This window comes from Actinomyces sp. ZJ308 (assembly GCF_011752065.1).
Lineage (GTDB): Bacteria > Actinomycetota > Actinomycetes > Actinomycetales > Actinomycetaceae > Actinomyces.
This window is the reverse complement of the sequence record NZ_JAAIJY010000014.1, coordinates 14,962-31,713: the sequence shown is the minus strand read 5'-3', so window position 1 is coordinate 31,713 and position 16,752 is coordinate 14,962. Positions and strand designations below refer to the sequence as shown.

Genomic DNA, 16,752 nt, shown 5'->3' with positions numbered 1-16,752 from the left:
CAGCCTGTCTGACATCACATCTTCACCTCAGGCCGGAGCATTGACGGGATTTATCCTGACCGTTACCGTATTCATCAGTATGAAGAGTTCGGCCGGTATTGATTATGTCGACGTTTCGCCAGGTGAGGACGCCGGCGGCGTCGATGCCGCTGACGCCGAATCCTCGAAGGATGACGGGACCGTCGAGGCCTCCGCTGCATCCGAGGTCGCAGCGGAGTCTCCCGTTCTGGTCAGCGCCGATGTCCACGCCGTCATGCTGGGACTGTGGGCCTCGGGCCTCAGGTGCGTCATCGTCTACGCCCTGGCCCCCGCCATCGGCGCCGCCGGTCCGCTGGCGGTCGGAACAGCCCTGGTCATCCAGGTCGCCGGCACCGCCGTGAGCCTCAGCGGCGCCCGCTCGCTGTGGATGCGCCGCTACCGCGGACGCTACGTCTACGTCCTCATCGCAGGCCTCAGCTGCCTGTGCACCCTGGCGGCCCTGCTGGCGCCCACCGGGTTCTAGTCCTCTCATCCAGCTCGACCATGACCCCCTCGGCCGTCCCCCTCCCCCCGCCGCCCTCCCGCACCTCCAGGGCACTGGCACTCGTTAGACGCTGGCTGTCGGCGGCGGCCGGACTGGTCCTGCTGATCATCACCCTCAGCGGCACAGTGCTGCCCGTCCAAGGGGAGAGCCTGCGCCCGCTGAACCCGTCCGCCCACTCCCACGGCGCCGGCCCCGACCAGGTCTGGCTGCCTCAAGCGATCGCGACGATCGAGCGCGCCCACCCCGACGAGCCCGTTGTGTCCGCCACGTGGGTCGACGACGTCATCGAGGTGAGGACCGAGCACGCCGCCTACACCGTCGATCCCTCCGCCGGGGGCGAGATCAGTCGGGCGGCCACTGCTCCGCCCTGGATCGCCGCCCTGGACAACCTGCACCGCTGCCTCCTGTCCTGCCAGGGCCCTGGTCATGTCCGCTGGATGTCCCAGGAGATCCCCCATACCCGCTGGTGGGACGAGAGCAGGGGCCTGACCGTCGGCGGTCTCATCGTGGCCACGTCGGGCGTGGTCCTGCTGGTCCTCGCCGTCAGCGGGCTGAGGGTGTGGTGGCCGCTCCAGCGCTACCGACGCACCGCCCTGTCCGCCGGCTGGCGCAGCAGGCGTCTGTCGAGAGACACCGATCTGCTCAAGGCGGCCGGACTGGTCCTTCTCCCCCTGCTGTTCCTGTGGGGCTACTACGCCAGCGCCTTCGGCATCCACCCCACCCGGCAGGCATCCCCCGCCTCCGTCGCGGTGACCGAGGCCCCGGGCGGTCGCAGCCGCACCGATCAGGGACAGGACATCGGTCCGCGCCGCGCCCTCGCAGCGGCTCAGCAGGCACGCGGGGGCCGGCCGGTCGCCCTGTTCCTCCCCGAGCCGGACGACCCGTCGTCGACCTACACGGTCTGGCTCTCCCAGGGTGCGCGGAACCTCCACCAGCGCTCCAGCGGCAGCATCGCGGTGAGCGTCGACCCCGGAACCGGGCGGACCACGGTCCCGCCAGCACCCGACCGGGAGCCCAGCGCTCGGGCCGGATAACGCCCTGCGACGCCCGCCCTGAGCTCCGCGCATGTGCCCGTTCCCACATCACAAGACGGATTGAGACCGGGCCTTTGGTCGCAGACAACCCGCAGGTCGGGGCACAATCGGACCCGTACGGCACCGGAATGAGCCGGCGCCCCTGACTCCAAGACAACGCGAGAAGGACCCAACGTGGCGCGCAGTATCTACATCGCCTCACCCAACGCCGGAACCGGGAAGTCAACGGTGGCCCTCGGACTGGTCTCCTGTCTGACCAAGGTGGTCGCCAAGGTCGGCGTCTTCCGCCCCTTCGTGGAGAGCCGTCAAGGCGACGCCTTCCTCAGCCTCCTGCTGAACCGCGCCGGCTCCACCACTCCCGCAGAGCAGTGCGTCGGAGCGACCTGGGACGAGTTCCACGCCGACCCCGAGGAGGCCCTGGCCCGCATCGTCGACGCCTACCGGGCCCTGGCGCGCGAGCACGACGTCGTCATCATCGACGGCTCGGACTTCACCGACGTCGCCGGCAACCCCGAGCTGGCCCTCAACGCCCGGGTGGCCGCCAACATCGGCGTGCCGGTGCTGCTGGTGGTCTCCGGCCAGCACGACGCCGAGGACGTCGTCGGCTCCGTGGAGGTCTCCATGGCAGAGATCGCCGACAACCACGCCCGCACCGTCGCGGTCGTGGCCAACAAGTGCCGCCCCGACAACCGCCAAGCCATCACCGAGGCCCTGACCGCCATCGAGGGCATCACCTCCACCACACTGCCCGAGGTACCGCTGCTGGCCGCCCCCGCGGTGCGCGAGGTGCTGGACGCCGTCGAGGGCACACTCATCGCCGGCGACGAGACCCTCCTGGACCGCGAGGCGGAGTCGGTCCTCGTGTGCGCCATGGACGTCTCCCACGTCCTGGAGCGCCTGACCGCCGGCCAGCTCGCCATCGTGCCGGCCGACCGCTCCGCCATGCTCATCTCGCTCATGGCGGCCCAGGCGTCCTCCAGCTTCCCGATCCTGTCCGGCCTTATCCTCAACGGCGGCTTCGAGGTGGCACCCCACGCGCTGCGCCTCCTGGAGGGCCTGGACGTCAACATCCCGGTCATCACCTCCCCGCTGGACACCTTCGCCGCGGCCTCGGCGGCCGGCTCCCTCCAGGGCCTGCTCGCCCACGGCTCCGAGCGCAAGATCGACGTGGCCGTCACCACCTTCGAGCAGGAGGCCGACGTCGACGCCCTGCTGTCCGCGCTGGAGGTCGAGCCCTCCGAGGTCGTCACCCCCATCATGTTCCAGGCCGAGCTGGTGGATCGTTCGCGCACCAACCGCAGAACGATCGTCCTGCCCGAGCCCGACGACGACCGGGTCCTGCGGGCCGCCGACGCCATCCTGCGCCGCGGCATCGCCGACCTGGTGCTGCTGGGCGACGAGACCACGGTGCGCGCCCGCGCCACCGAGCTGGGCCTGGACATCGCCGCCGCCCGGGTCATCGCCACGGGCGACCCCGAGCTGCTGGAGAAGTACGCCGAGGAGTTCGCCCGCCTGCGCGCCAAGAAGGGCGTCACCCTGGAGCAGGCCCGCGAGAAGGTCCAGGACGTGTCCTACTTCGGCACGATGATGGTCCACATGGGAGACGCCGACGGCATGGTCTCGGGCGCGGCCCACACCACCGCCCACACGATCGTCCCCTCCTTCCAGATCATCAAGACCAAGCCGGGGACCTCGATCGTCTCCTCGGTCTTCCTCATGCTCCTGCAGGACCGGGTGCTCGTCTACGGCGACTGCGCCGTCAACCCCGAGCCCAATGCCGCCGAGCTGGCCGATATCGCCATCTCCTCGGCCGCCACCGCCCGCCAGTTCGGCGTCGAGCCGCGCGTGGCGATGCTGTCCTTCTCCACCGGGACCTCCGGCAAGGGAGCGGACGTCGACAAGGTCCGTGAGGCCACCGAGCTGGTGCGGGCCAAGGAGCCCGAGCTCGCCGTCGAGGGCCCCATCCAGTACGACGCCGCCATCGACCCGACCGTCGCCGCCAAGAAGGCCCCCGACTCACTCGTGGCCGGACGGGCCAACGTCTTCATCTTCCCGGACCTGTCCAGCGGCAACATCGGCTACAAGGCGGTGCAGCGCTCCTCGGGCGCCATCGCCATCGGCCCGGTCCTCCAGGGCCTCAACAAGCCGGTCAACGACCTCTCGCGCGGCGCCCTGGTGGAGGACATCATCAACACCGTCGCCATCACCGCCGTCCAGGCCCAGGGCTGAGGCCAGTGTGACCCGGGGCCGGGACCGCCGACCACTCGGCCCGGTCCCGGCCCCGCAGCCACTGGAACCCGGTCGGACCTCGGCCAGGATCCCCGTCAGGCTCTCGTCAGTCATCCCCGCGTCCATCCCCTACCGCTCTTGAAAGGCACCCCGTGACTCAGCGCACCGTCCTCGTTATCAACTCCGGCTCCTCCTCCATCAAGTACCAGCTGGTCGACCCCGACTCGGGCGCCTCGCTCGCCTCCGGGCTGGTGGAGCGCATCGGTGAGGAGACCGGTGCCATCATCCACAAGCACGGTGAGGAGCGCACCGAGATCACCGAGCCGGTCCCCGACCACGGCTTCGGCCTGTCCGAGGTACTGCGCCTGTTCGAGGAGCAGGGCCCCTCACTGGCCGACGCCCACATCGTGGCCGTGGGCCACCGCGTCGTCCAGGGCGGGCGCTACTTCTCCGGCCCGGCCCTCATCGACGACGAGGTCGTGGCCCGCATCGAGCAGCTCGTGCCGCTGGGCCCGCTGCACAACCCCGCCCACCTCAAGGGCATCGAGGTCGGACGCCGGCTCCTGTCCGACGTACCGCACGTGGCCGTCTTCGACACCGCCTTCTTCCAGGACCTGCCCGAGGAGGCCGCCCGCTACGCCCTGGACCGCGAGGTGGCCGACACCTACTCGATCCGCCGCTACGGCGCCCACGGCACCAGCCACCAGTTCGTCTCCGGGGCGGTCTCCGAGCTCCTGGGCCGCGACGACCTCAAGCAGATCGTCCTGCACCTGGGCAACGGCGCCTCGGCCTCGGCGGTCGTGGCCGGGCACGCCGTGGACACCTCCATGGGCCTGACCCCGCTGGAGGGCCTGGTCATGGGCGGGCGCACCGGTGACATCGACCCGGCCGCCGTCTTCCACCTGGCGCGCGTGGCCGGTATGTCGATCGAGGAGATCGACCACCTGTTCAACCGCGGCTCGGGCATGAAGGGCCTGGCCGGTGACAACGACATGCGCGAGGTCCGCAGGCGCATCGACGCGGGCGAGCAGGAGGCCCGCGAGGCCATGGACATCTACCTGCACCGCCTCGTGAAGTACGTGGGCGCCTACACCGCCGTCATGGGCGGCCTGGACGCGCTGACCTTCACCGCCGGCATCGGTGAGAACGACGCGAACCTGCGCCGCGAGCTCTGCGAGCGCCTGGCCTTCATGGGTGTGGCGATCGACCCCGAGCTCAACGCGACCCGCTCCGACGAGCCGCGCGTCATCTCCACCCCGGACTCGGGGGTCACGGTGCTCGTGGTGCCCACCAACGAGGAGCTCGCCATCGCGCGCCAGTCGCTCACCCTCATCTGAGTCCCCGGAGGCCGGCGTCGGCCCACCCCGGACCGGGACATCACCGGGACATCACCGGGACATCACTGCGCGGTGCCGCAGCCGCCCTGACAGGGGCCGGCTGCGGCACCGCGCGTCGTCCCCCAGGGGGGGACAGATAGGCTGACGATGATGCGCTCATAGGATTTCAAACGCTTGCATGGATTCATGAGCATCGCGCCCCCGACCGCCTCGCTGACCTCCCCGCTGTCAGCCACGACGCCTGCACCGCCCACCGTCTTCTTCCCCGAGCCGGACATCGCGGTCGGCAGCCCTGCCACCAACCCTCTCACCAGCCCTATCGCCAGCCCCGTCACCGCCCCCGTCGCTCATCCCGCCGCCGCTGCCGCCCCAGCCCCGGCTCCGGTACCGGTCTCTCCCCCGAGTCCGCGTCTCGTGGCCCCCACCGTCCCCGGGGCCCTCCCGGCCCCGACCGGTGACCTCGCAGTGACCACTGACGACCTGACCCGCTCCTACAACGGCGTCAACGTCGTCGACGGGGTGAGCCTGCGAGTGCCCGCCGGAGGGGTCTACGGGCTCCTCGGTCCCACCGGGGCCGGCAAGTCCACCGTCCTCAAGCTCCTGCTGGGACTGGCCCACCCGACATCGGGCAGCATCAGCGCCCTGGGACATCAGGTCACTGCCCATCGCCGCCTGCCTCCGGGGGCGGTCGGCTCTCTCATTGAGGGGCCCTCCTACTACCCGACCCTGACCGGCCGGGAGAACCTCGCCATGATGGCCGCCTACCTGGGCCTGCCGAGTAGCCGCGTCGATCACGCTCTGGCTGCCGCCGGTCTGGACGGACAGGAGAACATGCGGGTCAGGCGCTACGCGACGGAGATGAAGCAGCGCCTCGCTCTGGCCATGGCACTGCTGACCGACCCGCCCCTCATGCTGCTGGACGAGCCCACCAACGGGCTCGACCAGACCGCGGCGCAGCAGATCCGTCGAATCATTGTCACCCTGGCCCATCAGGAGGGCAGGACGATCATCGTCTCCTCCCAGCTTCTCTCGGAGATCGAGCAGATCGCCGACACCGTGGGCATCCTCAGCGCCGGGGGCCTGCACTACCAGGGCCCCCTGTCCGGACTGGACAGCGACGGCGTCATCGAGATGACCGTCTCCGCGCCCACAGCCGTCTCCACTCTCCTGACCTCCCTCGGAATCGCCCATGAGGTGCGTCGGGGGGCGGTGCGCACCGCCATGATGCCCGACGACGCCGTCGGCCGCCTCATCACAGGAATCGTCACCTCGGGTACGACCGTCTACCGTGTCCAGGCCGTGCGCAGGACCCGGGAGCAGGCCTTCCTGGAGCTGATCGACCCCACTCGTGCTCCCCAACCGGCGGCAAGCACTCGCAGCACTTAGCCATTCGGCCGGCCTCACAGCACTGGTCGCACCGGCAGAGTCGGCTGGATCTCCATCGCCTCAGGCATTACTATCCGTAAGGAGAATTAGTGATGAGCACCGTCGCACCATCCACGTTCCCGGCACCGAGTTACACCATGCCCTCAACGCACTCAGCGTCCTCAACATCCCTCACCACGCCTGGTCTCACGACGTCGACGCGTCCAACCGGTTCGCGCCCGCCGGCTGGTGCACGTCGTCGGCCCTCGGTGCGCACCGCCTGGTACTGGGAGAACCGCAAGGCTCCCAACTGGTGGTACTGGGCAGCCGTCACCGTTCTGTGCACCCTGTCGTCCCTGTCCGGCTACCTGCAGTACCGGACCTATCAGGCCGACCTCCCGGCCCAGGGCATCACCTGGGATGTCCTCTGGCCTCATTCCACGCTGCTGCTCTCCATGTGGCTCCTGCCGCTGGCTCTGGGCGGCTTCGCGGCGCAGATCGCCGCCGGCGAGCGCCGGGGGCGCAGCTGGCAGCAGATGAGGGCCAACCGTCTGGAGGCGACCGTGATCGCGGGCAAGCTGCTCCATGGGCTGCAGGTCGCGGTCGCCACCACCACGATCCTCGTCCTGACCACTGCGATCACCGGGCTCGTCGCCGGCTTCGGTCCGATGGGCCTGGCCGCCTACCTGCCGCGGTTCGCTGCCGTGGCACTGGGGATGTGGGTCATTCTGGCCTTCGTCACCTGGCTGGGTCTCATCATGAGGTCCTACGCCGCCACGATGACCGCCGTGCTCCTGGGGGCAGTCGCGGGGACGGCGATGCTCCTCGCGGCCCGGCCGCTGAGCGCACTCAATCCCATGACCGCATTGACCCGGGCCACCGCGTCCCTGACTCCCGGGGCCATGACCTCGCCGGGCGCAGCCGCGACCGACGGACTCATCAGCCTGGTATGGGTGGTCATCCTCGCCCTGGCCCTGCTCCTCACGGTGAGACGACGGTGAGACAGTGAGGCTCCAGGCATGAAGGACATCTCCATCGAGCGGCTCCCGGAGACCGATCCCCGCGTCCCGAGGACCCGCCTGGACCGCATCGCCGAGTGGTACCGGACCAGCCCCGTGGGGCGGTGGGCCGTCGTCATCATCAACGCCCTGGTCCAGGGCTTCTTCATCTGGACCACCGTTTTAGTCGGCATCAGCATCCCCCTGATCAAGATAGTGCTCACCGCAGTGACCGGTCTGTCCTTGATCTGGCGGCGGCGCTGGCCTCTGGTGGTCGTCATCATCAACAACGTGGCTCTCATGGTGAAGATGATCAAGAGCGACTCCGCAGAGTTCCTCATCCCGCTGTTGGTGAGCGTCTACACCCTGATTGCCATCGCAAGCGTTCGGGATCGGATCCTGGGCATCGGCGCCACCCTGGTCTTCCTGTTCATCCCCTATCTCGCGTCATTCAACGGCCCCCTGCCGGGGCTCATGCGGGAGAGGGTGCCGCTGTCGGACTTCATGCAGGAGGCCGGATTCCTCATCGCCGTGGTCACCGTGGCATCGATCACCCGATCGCGTCGGGAGGCCCTGGAGCACGGGGACGCCCAGCTCGCCTCCCAGAGGGCCGAGCAGCAGCTTGTGGTACAGCGTGACGCCGCCCGGTACCAGGCCAGGGTGGCGGCCGAGCTCCACGACTCCGTGGGCCACTCCCTGACCGCGATCATCGCCCTGTCCGAGGGGCTCCACGGCGCCGGTGGCAGCCCGGACGTCAACGAGGCCATCGACCTGGTCAACTCGCTGGCCCGCGACGGCCTGGCCGACACGAGGAGCGCCGTCGCCTCGCTGCAGTCCTCACCCGACATCCTCGACGACTTCGGTGCAGGCACGATGACCACCGGTCCGCACCCGGCAGTCGCCACGGGAGCACGCGGCTGGGAGCAGCTGGAGGACCTGCTGACCACGGCACGGGCGACCGGCATGAACGTGGTCCTGACCGAGACCGGTCTGCGCCCCAGCAACACAGCGGCGGGACGGGCGATCGGGGAGCTCGTCTACATCGTCGTCCGGGAGGCCCTGACCAACGTCATGCGGCACGCCGAAGGTGCCACGCGCGTCGTCGTGTCCCTGGACCACACCGGCTCATCCACCCGGATCACCGTATCCGACGACGGACACGTCACCGTACGCAGCGACTTCTCGCAGGACTCCCCCGAGAAGTCGACCGGTCACGGACTGACCAATCTGGCCTCCGTGATCCGCGAGCGCGGTGGCGCGCTCGAGGTCGGCCCCAGCATCGCCCCTGGCTCCGGCGGCTGGGTGCTGAGCGCCGTCGTCCCGGTCTACATCCCCCTTCAGGAGGAGGCATGACCACTGTCTCCCTCCCCTCCTCGCCGGCCCCGGAGAGGCTCGCCCCGATCACGGTCATGATCGTTGATGACCAGAAGGCGACCCGCATGGGCCTGTCCCTCATCATCAACCGGGCAGATGACCTGAGGGTCGTGGCCGAGGCAGCGCACGGCCAGGACGCCCTCGACCAGCTCGCCGACCTGTTCCAGGAGCACCGCCCGCTTCCCGACGTCATTCTCATGGACGTGCGCATGCCGGTGCTCAACGGGATCGACGCCACGGCGCGCATCACCCAGCTCTACCCCTCGATACGGACCCTGGTGCTGACCACCTACGACCAGGACGAGTTCGCCTTCGGGGCACTGTCCGCAGGCGCCTCGGGCTTCCTGCTCAAGGACACCCGCACGGCCCAGCTCCACCAGGCGCTGCGGGCGGTCAGCTGCGGCGACGCGATCCTCACCCCGCGCATCACGCGCGAGCTGCTCAACCGGCACATGCTCAGGCCCATCGCCTCGCCTCAGCAGCGCGCGGCGCGAAGACGCCTCGAGCGCCTCAGCCCGCGTGAGCGCGAGGTCGCCGAGCTGGTGGCCCAGGGACTGACGAACGCGGAGATCGCCCAGCGACTCGTCCTGGCCCCGGACTCGGTCAAGAAGAACGTCACCCGGATCCTGACCAAGCTGGACCTGCGTGACCGGGTCCAGCTCGTCATCCTCATGCGCGACGCCCAGCTCTGACCCGTTTCTCCTCCCGAGGTCTTAGCCGAGGCCGGCTGCCAGGACCATCCGCCGGCACCAATGGTCCCGCCCGTGATCTCCGTTGATCACGGGCGGGACCATTGAGGTCGTAGGCGTCAGGCCGCCGTCGCCAGAGCCGGCGCCATGGCGGACTGCTCGACCGGGGCGGGGACCCGGTAGACGAGGCGGGACTGAGCCAGGTAGTTGACGATGAAGAGCGTGGAGTCGACGAGCACCTTGGCCAGCCACAGAGGCGCCCCGGCGCCGGTGAGGACCGAGATACCGGCGTACGACGTCGCCGCGACCCCGCCCTGGACGGCCGCGTAGCCGCCGGCTGAGCGCCAGAAGGTCTCCGGGGCGGCCCGGAACAGGCGCCGGTTGAGCAGGAAGCCCAGGGTGCAGGAGACGATCCGGGCGCCGACGACGGCGTAGAGGACCGAGCCGGTCAGTGAGTTGAGGACGAGGGCCAGGACGTAGTCGACCGTCCAACCGGAGAAGGACACGGTGGCGAAGAGGATGACCGTGGGGATGCGGCGGCGCAGGTGGGCCAGCCGGTTGAGGACCGTGGGGCGGGAGGCGGAGGGAGTGGCCGGCGTGGGGAGGGCGGGGCTCGTCGTCGTCATGGCTTCAGCCTCGCCTGAGGCCTTATGCCGCCTGTTTGACGCGCCTGTGCCGTTCCTGTGAGTCCATGTCGCCGTGGTGCCGGGGGCCTTCTCCCCGGACTCTCGTCTCAGAACAGGGCGTCGGTCTGCGGCGCGGCGGCGGGGGCGCTCGACGTAGGAGCATTCGGCGTGGCCCCCTGGGGCCGGTCGCCTCGGGTCCAGCCCGGGCCGGAGGGCACCGGGCGGCCCTGCTGGTAGGCGGTGGCGGCGCCGCGGGCCCGGGAATCGGCGGCCTCGTTCATGGGGTGGCCGACGTGGCCGCGCACCCACTCGAAGCGCACCGTACGGCCCGCGAGCGCGGCGTCGAGGTCCTTGACGAGGTCGGCGTTGAGGACGGGCTTGCCGTCGGCCTTGCGCCAGCCGCGCCTCTTCCAGCCGTGGCGCCACTTGGTCAGTGAGTTGATGACGTACTGGGAGTCGCACTGGATGAGGAGCTCCTCACCGGCGAGTCCGGCGGCCTGCGTGGCCCGCAGGAGCTCGAGGACGGCGGTGAGCTCGCCGCGGTTGTTGGTCGAGCTCTCCCAGCCTCCGGCGGCCCAGCAGTCGTCATCCACGTACCAGGCCCAGCCGGCCGGTCCCGGGTTGCCCAGGGAGGAGCCGTCGGCAGCAGCAGTCAGCGTCATGGAGCGCACTCTACCCACCGACCCCGGTAAGTCCCGGACAGACGCAACCTCCCGTGCCGGTATCACCGCCGTGCTAGTCTGCCCGTCAGCAAGAATGATCTTGCTCAACTGAAACAAATTCTCGAGAGGTACACCGATGTCCTCCACGCTGCACGCCCTGTCAGCCTCGTCAGCGTCATCCGGCACACTCATTGCCGCACGCTGGTACGACTACATCCCCATCGCCATCTACTTCGCCTTCGTCATCGGCGTCGGACTCATCGCCCGGGCCAAGGCGGCCACGGCGGACGGCTTCCTCACCTCGGGCCGTTCCCTGCCGGCCTGGGTGACCGGTATCGCCTTCGTCTCGGCGAACCTCGGCGCGGTCGAGATCATGGGGATGTCCGCCAACGGTGCCGAGTACGGCATGCCGACCTTCCACTACTTCTGGATCGGCGCGGTCCCGGCCATGATCTTCCTGGGTCTGGTCATGATGCCCTTCTACTACGGCTCCAAGGTGCGCTCGGTGCCCGAGTTCATGCTCAAGCGCTACGGCACCGCCGCCCACCTGGTCAACGCGCTCAGCTTCGCCCTGGCCCAGCTGCTCATCGCCGGCATCAACCTGTACCTGCTGGGCAAGATCATGAACTGGCTGCTGGGCTGGCCCCTGTGGGTGGGGCTCATCGTCGCCGCCGTCATCGTCTTCTCCTACATCACGATGGGCGGGCTCTCCGCAGCGATCTACAACGAGGTCCTCCAGTTCTTCGTCATCGTGGCGGCCCTGCTACCCCTGACCCTCATCGGCCTGCACCGCGTGGGCGGCTGGCAGGGCCTGACCGGCAAGATCACCGACGCCGCCAAGCTCGCCGGCACGGACCCGTCACAGCAGCTGCACTCCTGGCCCGGCAACTCGATCTCCGGCTTCGACTCCAATGCGCTGTCCGTCATCGGCCTGGTCTTCGGCCTGGGCTTCGTGCTGTCCTTCGGCTACTGGACGACGAACTTCGTCGAGGTGCAGCGGGCCATGGCCTCGGACTCGATCTCCTCGGCCCAGTCCACTCCGATCATCGGCACCTTCGTCAAGATGTTCGTGCCCTTCCTCGTCATCGTCCCGGGCATGGTCGCCGGCGTCCTGGTCACCGAGGTCCAGCAGCTCAAGTCCGGCGCCGATACGAGCTACCAGTACAACGACGCGGTCCTCTACCTCATGCGAGACCTGCTGCCCAACGGCCTGCTGGGCCTGGCGATCACGGGCCTGCTGGCCTCCTTCATGGCCGGTATGGCCGCGAACATCTCCGCCTTCAACACCGTGTGGGGCGTGGACATCTACCAGCACTACCTCAAGAAGGACGCCGACGACGCCCACTACCTCAAGGTCGGCAAGCTCTCGACCCTGACGGCCTCCATCGTCGCGATCCTCACCGCGATCATCGCCTCGAGCTACTCCAACCTCATGGACTACCTCCAGACGCTGTTCTCGATGTTCAACGCACCGCTGTTCGCGACCTTCATCATCGGTATGTTCTGGAAGCGGGCCACGCCTCAGGCCGGTTGGATCGGGCTCGTCGGCGGAACGCTGGGGGCCCTGGGGGTCAACATCCTCATCCGGACCGAGCGCCTGGTCATGCCGGGACAGGGCGGTGCCTTCCTGGCGGCGGGTGTGGCCTTCACGGTCGACGTCGTCATCACGGTACTGGTCTCCATGGTCACCCGCCCCAAGCCCGACTCCGAGCTCAAGGGCTTCGTCTACGCCCTGACGCCCAGGAGCGAGCGCACCGACCCGCACCTGCACGAGCTGCCCTGGTACCGCCGTCCGATCCCGCTGGGGATCATCGCCGGTCTCATGGTGATCACGCTCAACAGCATCTTCCACTAGACCCACCCGGATACACGAAGGAGAACACTCATGAGCAATCGTTCACTCACCGACATCCGGGCGGTCATCACCGGAGCGCTGGGCCTCATCGGCCTCTACCTGGTGGTGTGCTCGTTCCTGTTCAACAGCGCCGACGAGATGAGCAAGACCGGTGGCATCAACGCCAACCTGTGGGCGGGCCTGGGCCTGCTGGCCATCGCCGCGGGCATGGGCCTGTGGTGGTGGATCAAGCCGAACCCCTCAGGCGGCCAGCAGGACTGAGCCCACCCGAGCTCGACTGAGTCAGCCCCAAGGCCGGTTCACCGCCAAACCGATCGACGGCGTCGCCGCAGCCTCCCGCTGCGACGGCGCCGCCGTCGTAGTCGCGCATCCTGCACGGAGCTCTTTCAAACGGTGACCTACCCTCCCATCCCCAACCAGGACTTACCTTCGTGACGGCGACTGCGCTTTCTCGCAGACGACTGGGGTCTGGCCTCAGTCGTCTGCGAGAAAGCGCAGTCCTGGCCGGAGAAGTACGTCCTCGACGCCCCGACCGGCAACCACAGCCGACCTAGCCGGATGAGGACGAGGCCGAATCCATGCTGGTGGCCAGTCCCATGAGAACCAGGCCGACAACGGCCGCCACGACTCCTCCTGCTACCACCACCCGCTCCCGACCGGTGCGCCTCTCCCCCAGAATCGTCAGGCCTCCGACGGTGGCCAGGACGAAGCCGAGCTGGGAGAGGGTGAAGCCGGAGGCCACGCCCACAGCCGCCGTCGAGCGCAGCATGAGGGCGTTGCCGATCGCCCACAAGCCCCCGGCGAGCGCCGCCGGTGCGATCCGCGGCCCGCGCAGGGGCGAGCTCCGAGGCAGGACGAGGGCGCACAGGACCGCACCGGCCAGCAGCCCCAGTCCCATGGGACCCACGGCGTGGGCCGAGGGCACGTGGACGGCCCGCAGCAGCGAGGGGTAGGAGCCGTAGAGGACGGCGGAGGCGAGAGTGGCCAGCAACCCGTCACGTCGCTGCGCACTCGTGGGGCCGGGGCCGGTGCGCTCCTGCCAGGAGCAGGCAGCCGCCCCGACCATGATGAGCGCGAGCGCCCCCGATCCCAGGGCCAGAGCGCCAGGAGCGCGCCACTCGCCGAAGAGGCTCACCCCCAGGGTGGCGTTGAGCAGGAGCTGGAGGGCAGTGGTCAACGGCATGGTGCGGCTGACGCCCCAGGCGCGGAAGGCCCGCAGAACGAAGACCTGACCGCCGGTCCACATGAGCCCACAGGCCGCGCCCCACACGGTGGCACGTGGGGACCAGGGCACCCCGAGCAGGGCTGAGCACACCAGCGAGACGACTCCCGCCCCCACCATGACCGCGGTGTTCTGACGGCGGGTGTCGGTGGGAAAGGCCCCGAGCAGGAGGGAGAGCGCCCCGAAGAGCAGGGACGGAACGAGAGCGACGACGATGTCCATGGTGAGCGTGCGGCACTGTTCGCGTGCGGGCGCTCAAGCACTCGCACGCGAACGGGGCGCGCCCCGCAGTGGAGCGCGCCCCGTCAGCTGTGGCTGCTATCAGGCGTCCAGGTCGGTCTCGAGGAGGGCCTTGAGCTCCTCGAGAGCGGCGTCGGCGCCGTCGGCGTCAGAGGCCAGGGTGACAACGTCACCGAAGCCGGCGCCCAGAGTCATCACACCGAGGATGGAGGAGGCGTCGACCGCAGCGCCGCCCTCCTTGGCGATGGTGACCGGGACGCCCTTCTCAGCGACGGCCTTGACGAAGGTGGCGGCGGGACGGGCGTGCAGACCGACCTTGGAAGCGATGGTGGCGGTGACCTGGGCCATGTGAAGCTCCTTGTGACATGTGGGGGCTAGCGGTGCGGGAACCGGATCATGCCCCCGCACCGGTTTCAGCAGCGCGATGGCTGCCGTCCCGGCTGAGACTACCCGAGATCACGGCTCAGTTGCACTGTTCCGACCTTCAAAAAGGCTGTTGGTCGTGGCGGGGCTCACTCAGGAGCCGATGTAGGGGGCCAGGACGATCTCAACCCGCTGGAGCTCCTTGACGTCGGCATAGCCGGTGGTGGCCAGGGTGCGGCGCAGCGCACCCATGATGTTGAGGGTACCGTCGGCGCGGTCGGAGGGGCCGTTGAGGATCTCGGCCATGGTGCCGACCGTGCCCACGTGGCTGCGGAAGCCCCGCGGCAGGCGCTCGTGGCGGGCCTCGGCGCCCCAGTGGTACCCGCCGCCGGGCGCCTCCTCGGCACGGGCGAGAGCGGCACCGAGCATGACGGCGTCGGCGCCACAGGCGATGGCCTTGACGACGTCCCCGGAGTTGCCCACCGAGCCGTCGGCGATGACATGGACGTAGCGTCCCCCGGACTCGTCGAGGTAGTCGCGCCGGGCCCCGGCGACGTCGGCCACGGCGGTGGCCATGGGCATGTGCAGGCCCAGGACCTGGCGCACCGAGGAGGAGGCCCCGCCGCCCTGGCCCACGAGGACCCCGGCCGCGCCGGTGCGCATGAGGTGGAGGGCGGCGGTGTAGGTGGTCACCCCGCCGACGACGACGGGCACGTCGAGCTCGTAGATGAAGCGCTTGAGATTGAGGGGCTCGACGGCGCCGGAGACGTGCTCGGCCGACACGAAGGAGCCGCGGATGACCATGAGGTCCACCCCCGCCTCGACGACGGTGCGCCAGTGCCGCTGGGTCTGGGCGGGGCTGAGCCGCCCGGCGACGACGACGCCGGAGGCACGGATCTGCGAGAGCCTCTCGGTGATGAGCTCGGGTCTGACCGGGGCCCGGTAGACCTCCTGCAGGACGCTGGTGGCCTGGGACGGGTCGGCCTGACGGATGCGTTCCAGGGCGTCGGCGGGATCCTCGTAGCGGGTCCACAGCCCCTCCAGGTCCAGCACGCCGATCCCGCCCAGGCGGCCCACCATGATGGCGGTCTCGGGGCTCATGACCGAGTCCATGGGTGAGGCCATGACCGGCAGGTCCACGTGGTAGGCGTCGATCTGCCAGCCCACCCGCACCTCGGAGGTGTCACGCGTGCGGCGGGCCGGCACCAGGGCGATGTCGTCGAAGGAGTAGGCGCGCAGGGCGCGCTTGGAGCGTCCGATCTCGACCTCTGTGCTCATGGTCCGATCCTAGTGGCCCCACCCGATATCTACCGGACCGACTGGCGCCATCTCCTGCGCAAGCCGGCGCGGCCTGCATGAGCCGGAGGACGGACGAGCCCCGGACGGAGCAGGTAGCGGTCGCCATAGGTGTCGTACCCCGGTGGCATGCTGGACCCATGAGCACCCCGCACTCCTCCTCCGCGTCCGACGCCACCTCCAGCGCCTTCCAGACCTGGCCCTTCGGCCCTCTGCTCGGTTTCGACACCGAGACCACGGGCGTGGATCCCTCGCGGGACCGCCTCGTCACGGCCGCGCTCGTCTGGCGGACAGGGCCCCGGGCCGATGGAGGCCGGCAGCAGTCGGTGACCACGTGGCTCGCCGATCCCGGTGTGGAGATCCCCGAGGCCGCCTCCGCGGTCCACGGCGTGACCACCGAGCGGGCCCGCGCCGAGGGACGGCCGGTGGCCGAGGTACTGGCAGAGGTGAGTGACCATCTGGTGGCGGCGATGACGGCCGGATCCCCGGTGGTCGCCTTCAACGCCTCCTACGACCTGACTCTCATGGAGGCCGAGCTCGCCCGCCACGGCCTGCCCACGATGCGCTCGCGCCTGGGGCGCGAGCTGGGGCCCATCGCCGACCCCCTGGTCCTGGACCGGGCCGTGGACCGCTACCGCCGAGGCAAACGCCGCCTGGGCGATCTCTGCGAGGTCTACGGCGTGCGGGTCGATGAGGCCCTGCACACCGCGGAGGTGGACGTGGCCGCCACGCTCGATGTGCTTGAGGCGCTGGCCACGGCCCACCCGCAGGTCTCGGATCTCAGCCCAGAGGAGCTCGTCGCCTTCCAGGCCCGGGCCCACCGCGCCTGGGCGGAGTCCTTCAACGAGTGGCTGGCCCGCAGGAACCCCTCGCGCACTCCGGCACAGACCACCTGGCCCCTGCCGGACTCCCCCGCCCACTGAGCCGCGGGCGGGGAGA

16 protein-coding genes are annotated in these 16,752 nt (G+C 69.6%); 11 read left to right on the top strand and 5 right to left on the bottom strand.

Going from position 1 to position 16,752, the window contains the following annotated elements; all coding sequences use genetic code 11:
- Positions 1-79 precede the first annotated feature (79 nt).
- From HCR68_RS07535 to HCR68_RS07500, 8 genes are all read left to right on the top strand, one after another.
- On the top strand, positions 80-502 hold the full coding sequence (locus HCR68_RS07535; protein WP_167148237.1) for a hypothetical protein: 423 nt from the start codon (positions 80-82) through the stop codon (positions 500-502).
- Positions 503-522: 20 nt separating this feature from the next.
- Entirely contained in the window at positions 523-1,557 is a 1,035-nt protein-coding gene (locus HCR68_RS07530; protein ID WP_167148235.1) for a PepSY domain-containing protein, read from the top strand.
- Positions 1,558-1,731: 174 nt separating this feature from the next.
- Entirely contained in the window at positions 1,732-3,786 is a 2,055-nt protein-coding gene (gene pta / locus HCR68_RS07525; protein WP_167148233.1) for a phosphate acetyltransferase, read from the top strand.
- Between the two features lie 152 nt (positions 3,787-3,938).
- Positions 3,939-5,123 carry an acetate kinase gene (locus HCR68_RS07520; RefSeq protein ID WP_167148231.1) on the top strand — a complete coding sequence of 395 codons (1,185 nt, stop codon included), beginning with the start codon at positions 3,939-3,941 and terminating at the stop codon, positions 5,121-5,123.
- Positions 5,124-5,309: 186 nt separating this feature from the next.
- Complete coding sequence (locus HCR68_RS07515) at positions 5,310-6,509, top strand: ABC transporter ATP-binding protein (RefSeq protein WP_167148229.1); 1,200 nt, start codon at positions 5,310-5,312, stop codon at positions 6,507-6,509.
- Between the two features lie 92 nt (positions 6,510-6,601).
- Positions 6,602-7,489: an ABC transporter permease gene (locus HCR68_RS07510; RefSeq protein ID WP_167148227.1), complete on the top strand. Its 888-nt coding sequence runs from the start codon at positions 6,602-6,604 to the stop codon at positions 7,487-7,489.
- Between the two features lie 18 nt (positions 7,490-7,507).
- Positions 7,508-8,839 carry a histidine kinase gene (locus HCR68_RS07505; protein ID WP_167148225.1) on the top strand — a complete coding sequence of 444 codons (1,332 nt, stop codon included), beginning with the start codon at positions 7,508-7,510 and terminating at the stop codon, positions 8,837-8,839.
- Entirely contained in the window at positions 8,836-9,552 is a 717-nt protein-coding gene (locus HCR68_RS07500; protein ID WP_167148223.1) for a response regulator transcription factor, read from the top strand. Before HCR68_RS07505 ends, HCR68_RS07500 begins: the two co-directional genes overlap by 4 nt.
- A gap of 116 nt (positions 9,553-9,668) precedes the next feature.
- Here HCR68_RS07500 and HCR68_RS07495 read toward each other — a convergent pair whose 3' ends face one another.
- Entirely contained in the window at positions 9,669-10,175 is a 507-nt protein-coding gene (locus HCR68_RS07495; protein WP_167148221.1) for a GtrA family protein, read from the bottom strand.
- A gap of 107 nt (positions 10,176-10,282) precedes the next feature.
- A complete protein-coding gene (locus HCR68_RS07490) occupies positions 10,283-10,837 on the bottom strand; it encodes a ribonuclease H (protein WP_167148219.1) in 555 nt (184 codons plus the stop codon).
- A 136-nt stretch (positions 10,838-10,973) separates the two neighbouring features.
- Between HCR68_RS07490 and HCR68_RS07485 the strand changes: the two genes are divergently transcribed.
- Together HCR68_RS07485 and HCR68_RS07480 are read left to right on the top strand one after the other, a co-directional pair.
- Complete coding sequence (locus tag HCR68_RS07485; RefSeq protein ID WP_167148217.1) at positions 10,974-12,692, top strand: sodium:solute symporter family protein; 1,719 nt, start codon at positions 10,974-10,976, stop codon at positions 12,690-12,692.
- A 30-nt stretch (positions 12,693-12,722) separates the two neighbouring features.
- Positions 12,723-12,953 (top strand): hypothetical protein, encoded by a 231-nt coding sequence (locus HCR68_RS07480; RefSeq protein ID WP_167148215.1) that lies wholly within the window; start codon positions 12,723-12,725, stop codon positions 12,951-12,953.
- 289 nt (positions 12,954-13,242) lie between these two features.
- Here the strand turns inward: HCR68_RS07480 and HCR68_RS07475 are convergent, their stop codons facing one another.
- The 3 genes from HCR68_RS07475 to HCR68_RS07465 all read right to left on the bottom strand — a co-directional run bounded on the left by HCR68_RS07475 (position 13,243) and on the right by HCR68_RS07465 (position 15,795).
- A complete protein-coding gene (locus HCR68_RS07475) occupies positions 13,243-14,136 on the bottom strand; it encodes a GRP family sugar transporter (RefSeq protein ID WP_167148213.1) in 894 nt (297 codons plus the stop codon).
- Positions 14,137-14,235: 99 nt separating this feature from the next.
- Positions 14,236-14,502 carry an HPr family phosphocarrier protein gene (locus HCR68_RS07470; RefSeq protein WP_009233328.1) on the bottom strand — a complete coding sequence of 89 codons (267 nt, stop codon included), beginning with the start codon at positions 14,500-14,502 and terminating at the stop codon, positions 14,236-14,238.
- Positions 14,503-14,670: 168 nt separating this feature from the next.
- Entirely contained in the window at positions 14,671-15,795 is a 1,125-nt protein-coding gene (locus tag HCR68_RS07465; protein WP_167148211.1) for a GuaB3 family IMP dehydrogenase-related protein, read from the bottom strand.
- A gap of 158 nt (positions 15,796-15,953) precedes the next feature.
- On the opposite strand from HCR68_RS07465, the gene HCR68_RS07460 reads away from it, so the two are divergent.
- The gene (locus HCR68_RS07460; protein WP_167148209.1) at positions 15,954-16,736 is read left to right on the top strand and encodes an exonuclease domain-containing protein; all 783 of its coding nucleotides are present in this window, start codon (positions 15,954-15,956) and stop codon (positions 16,734-16,736) included.
- Positions 16,737-16,752 lie beyond the last annotated feature (16 nt).

Bases quoted from the DNA above. Each gene is read 5' to 3' on its own strand.
- HCR68_RS07480 (WP_167148215.1), top strand. From the start codon at position 12,723: ATGAGCAATCGTTCACTCACCGACATCCGGGCGGTCATCACCGGAGCG.
- HCR68_RS07465 (WP_167148211.1), bottom strand. From the start codon at position 15,795: ATGAGCACAGAGGTCGAGATCGGACGCTCCAAGCGCGCCCTGCGCGCC.
- HCR68_RS07500 (WP_167148223.1), top strand. From the start codon at position 8,836: ATGACCACTGTCTCCCTCCCCTCCTCGCCGGCCCCGGAGAGGCTCGCC.
- HCR68_RS07510 (WP_167148227.1), top strand. From the start codon at position 6,602: ATGAGCACCGTCGCACCATCCACGTTCCCGGCACCGAGTTACACCATG.
- HCR68_RS07515 (WP_167148229.1), top strand. From the start codon at position 5,310: ATGAGCATCGCGCCCCCGACCGCCTCGCTGACCTCCCCGCTGTCAGCC.
- HCR68_RS07505 (WP_167148225.1), top strand. From the start codon at position 7,508: ATGAAGGACATCTCCATCGAGCGGCTCCCGGAGACCGATCCCCGCGTC.
- HCR68_RS07490 (WP_167148219.1), bottom strand. From the start codon at position 10,837: ATGACGCTGACTGCTGCTGCCGACGGCTCCTCCCTGGGCAACCCGGGA.
- HCR68_RS07470 (WP_009233328.1), bottom strand. From the start codon at position 14,502: ATGGCCCAGGTCACCGCCACCATCGCTTCCAAGGTCGGTCTGCACGCC.
- HCR68_RS07485 (WP_167148217.1), top strand. From the start codon at position 10,974: ATGTCCTCCACGCTGCACGCCCTGTCAGCCTCGTCAGCGTCATCCGGC.
- HCR68_RS07535 (WP_167148237.1), top strand. From the start codon at position 80: ATGAAGAGTTCGGCCGGTATTGATTATGTCGACGTTTCGCCAGGTGAG.
- HCR68_RS07495 (WP_167148221.1), bottom strand. From the start codon at position 10,175: ATGACGACGACGAGCCCCGCCCTCCCCACGCCGGCCACTCCCTCCGCC.
- HCR68_RS07460 (WP_167148209.1), top strand. From the start codon at position 15,954: ATGAGCACCCCGCACTCCTCCTCCGCGTCCGACGCCACCTCCAGCGCC.
- HCR68_RS07475 (WP_167148213.1), bottom strand. From the start codon at position 14,136: ATGGACATCGTCGTCGCTCTCGTTCCGTCCCTGCTCTTCGGGGCGCTC.
- HCR68_RS07530 (WP_167148235.1), top strand. From the start codon at position 523: ATGACCCCCTCGGCCGTCCCCCTCCCCCCGCCGCCCTCCCGCACCTCC.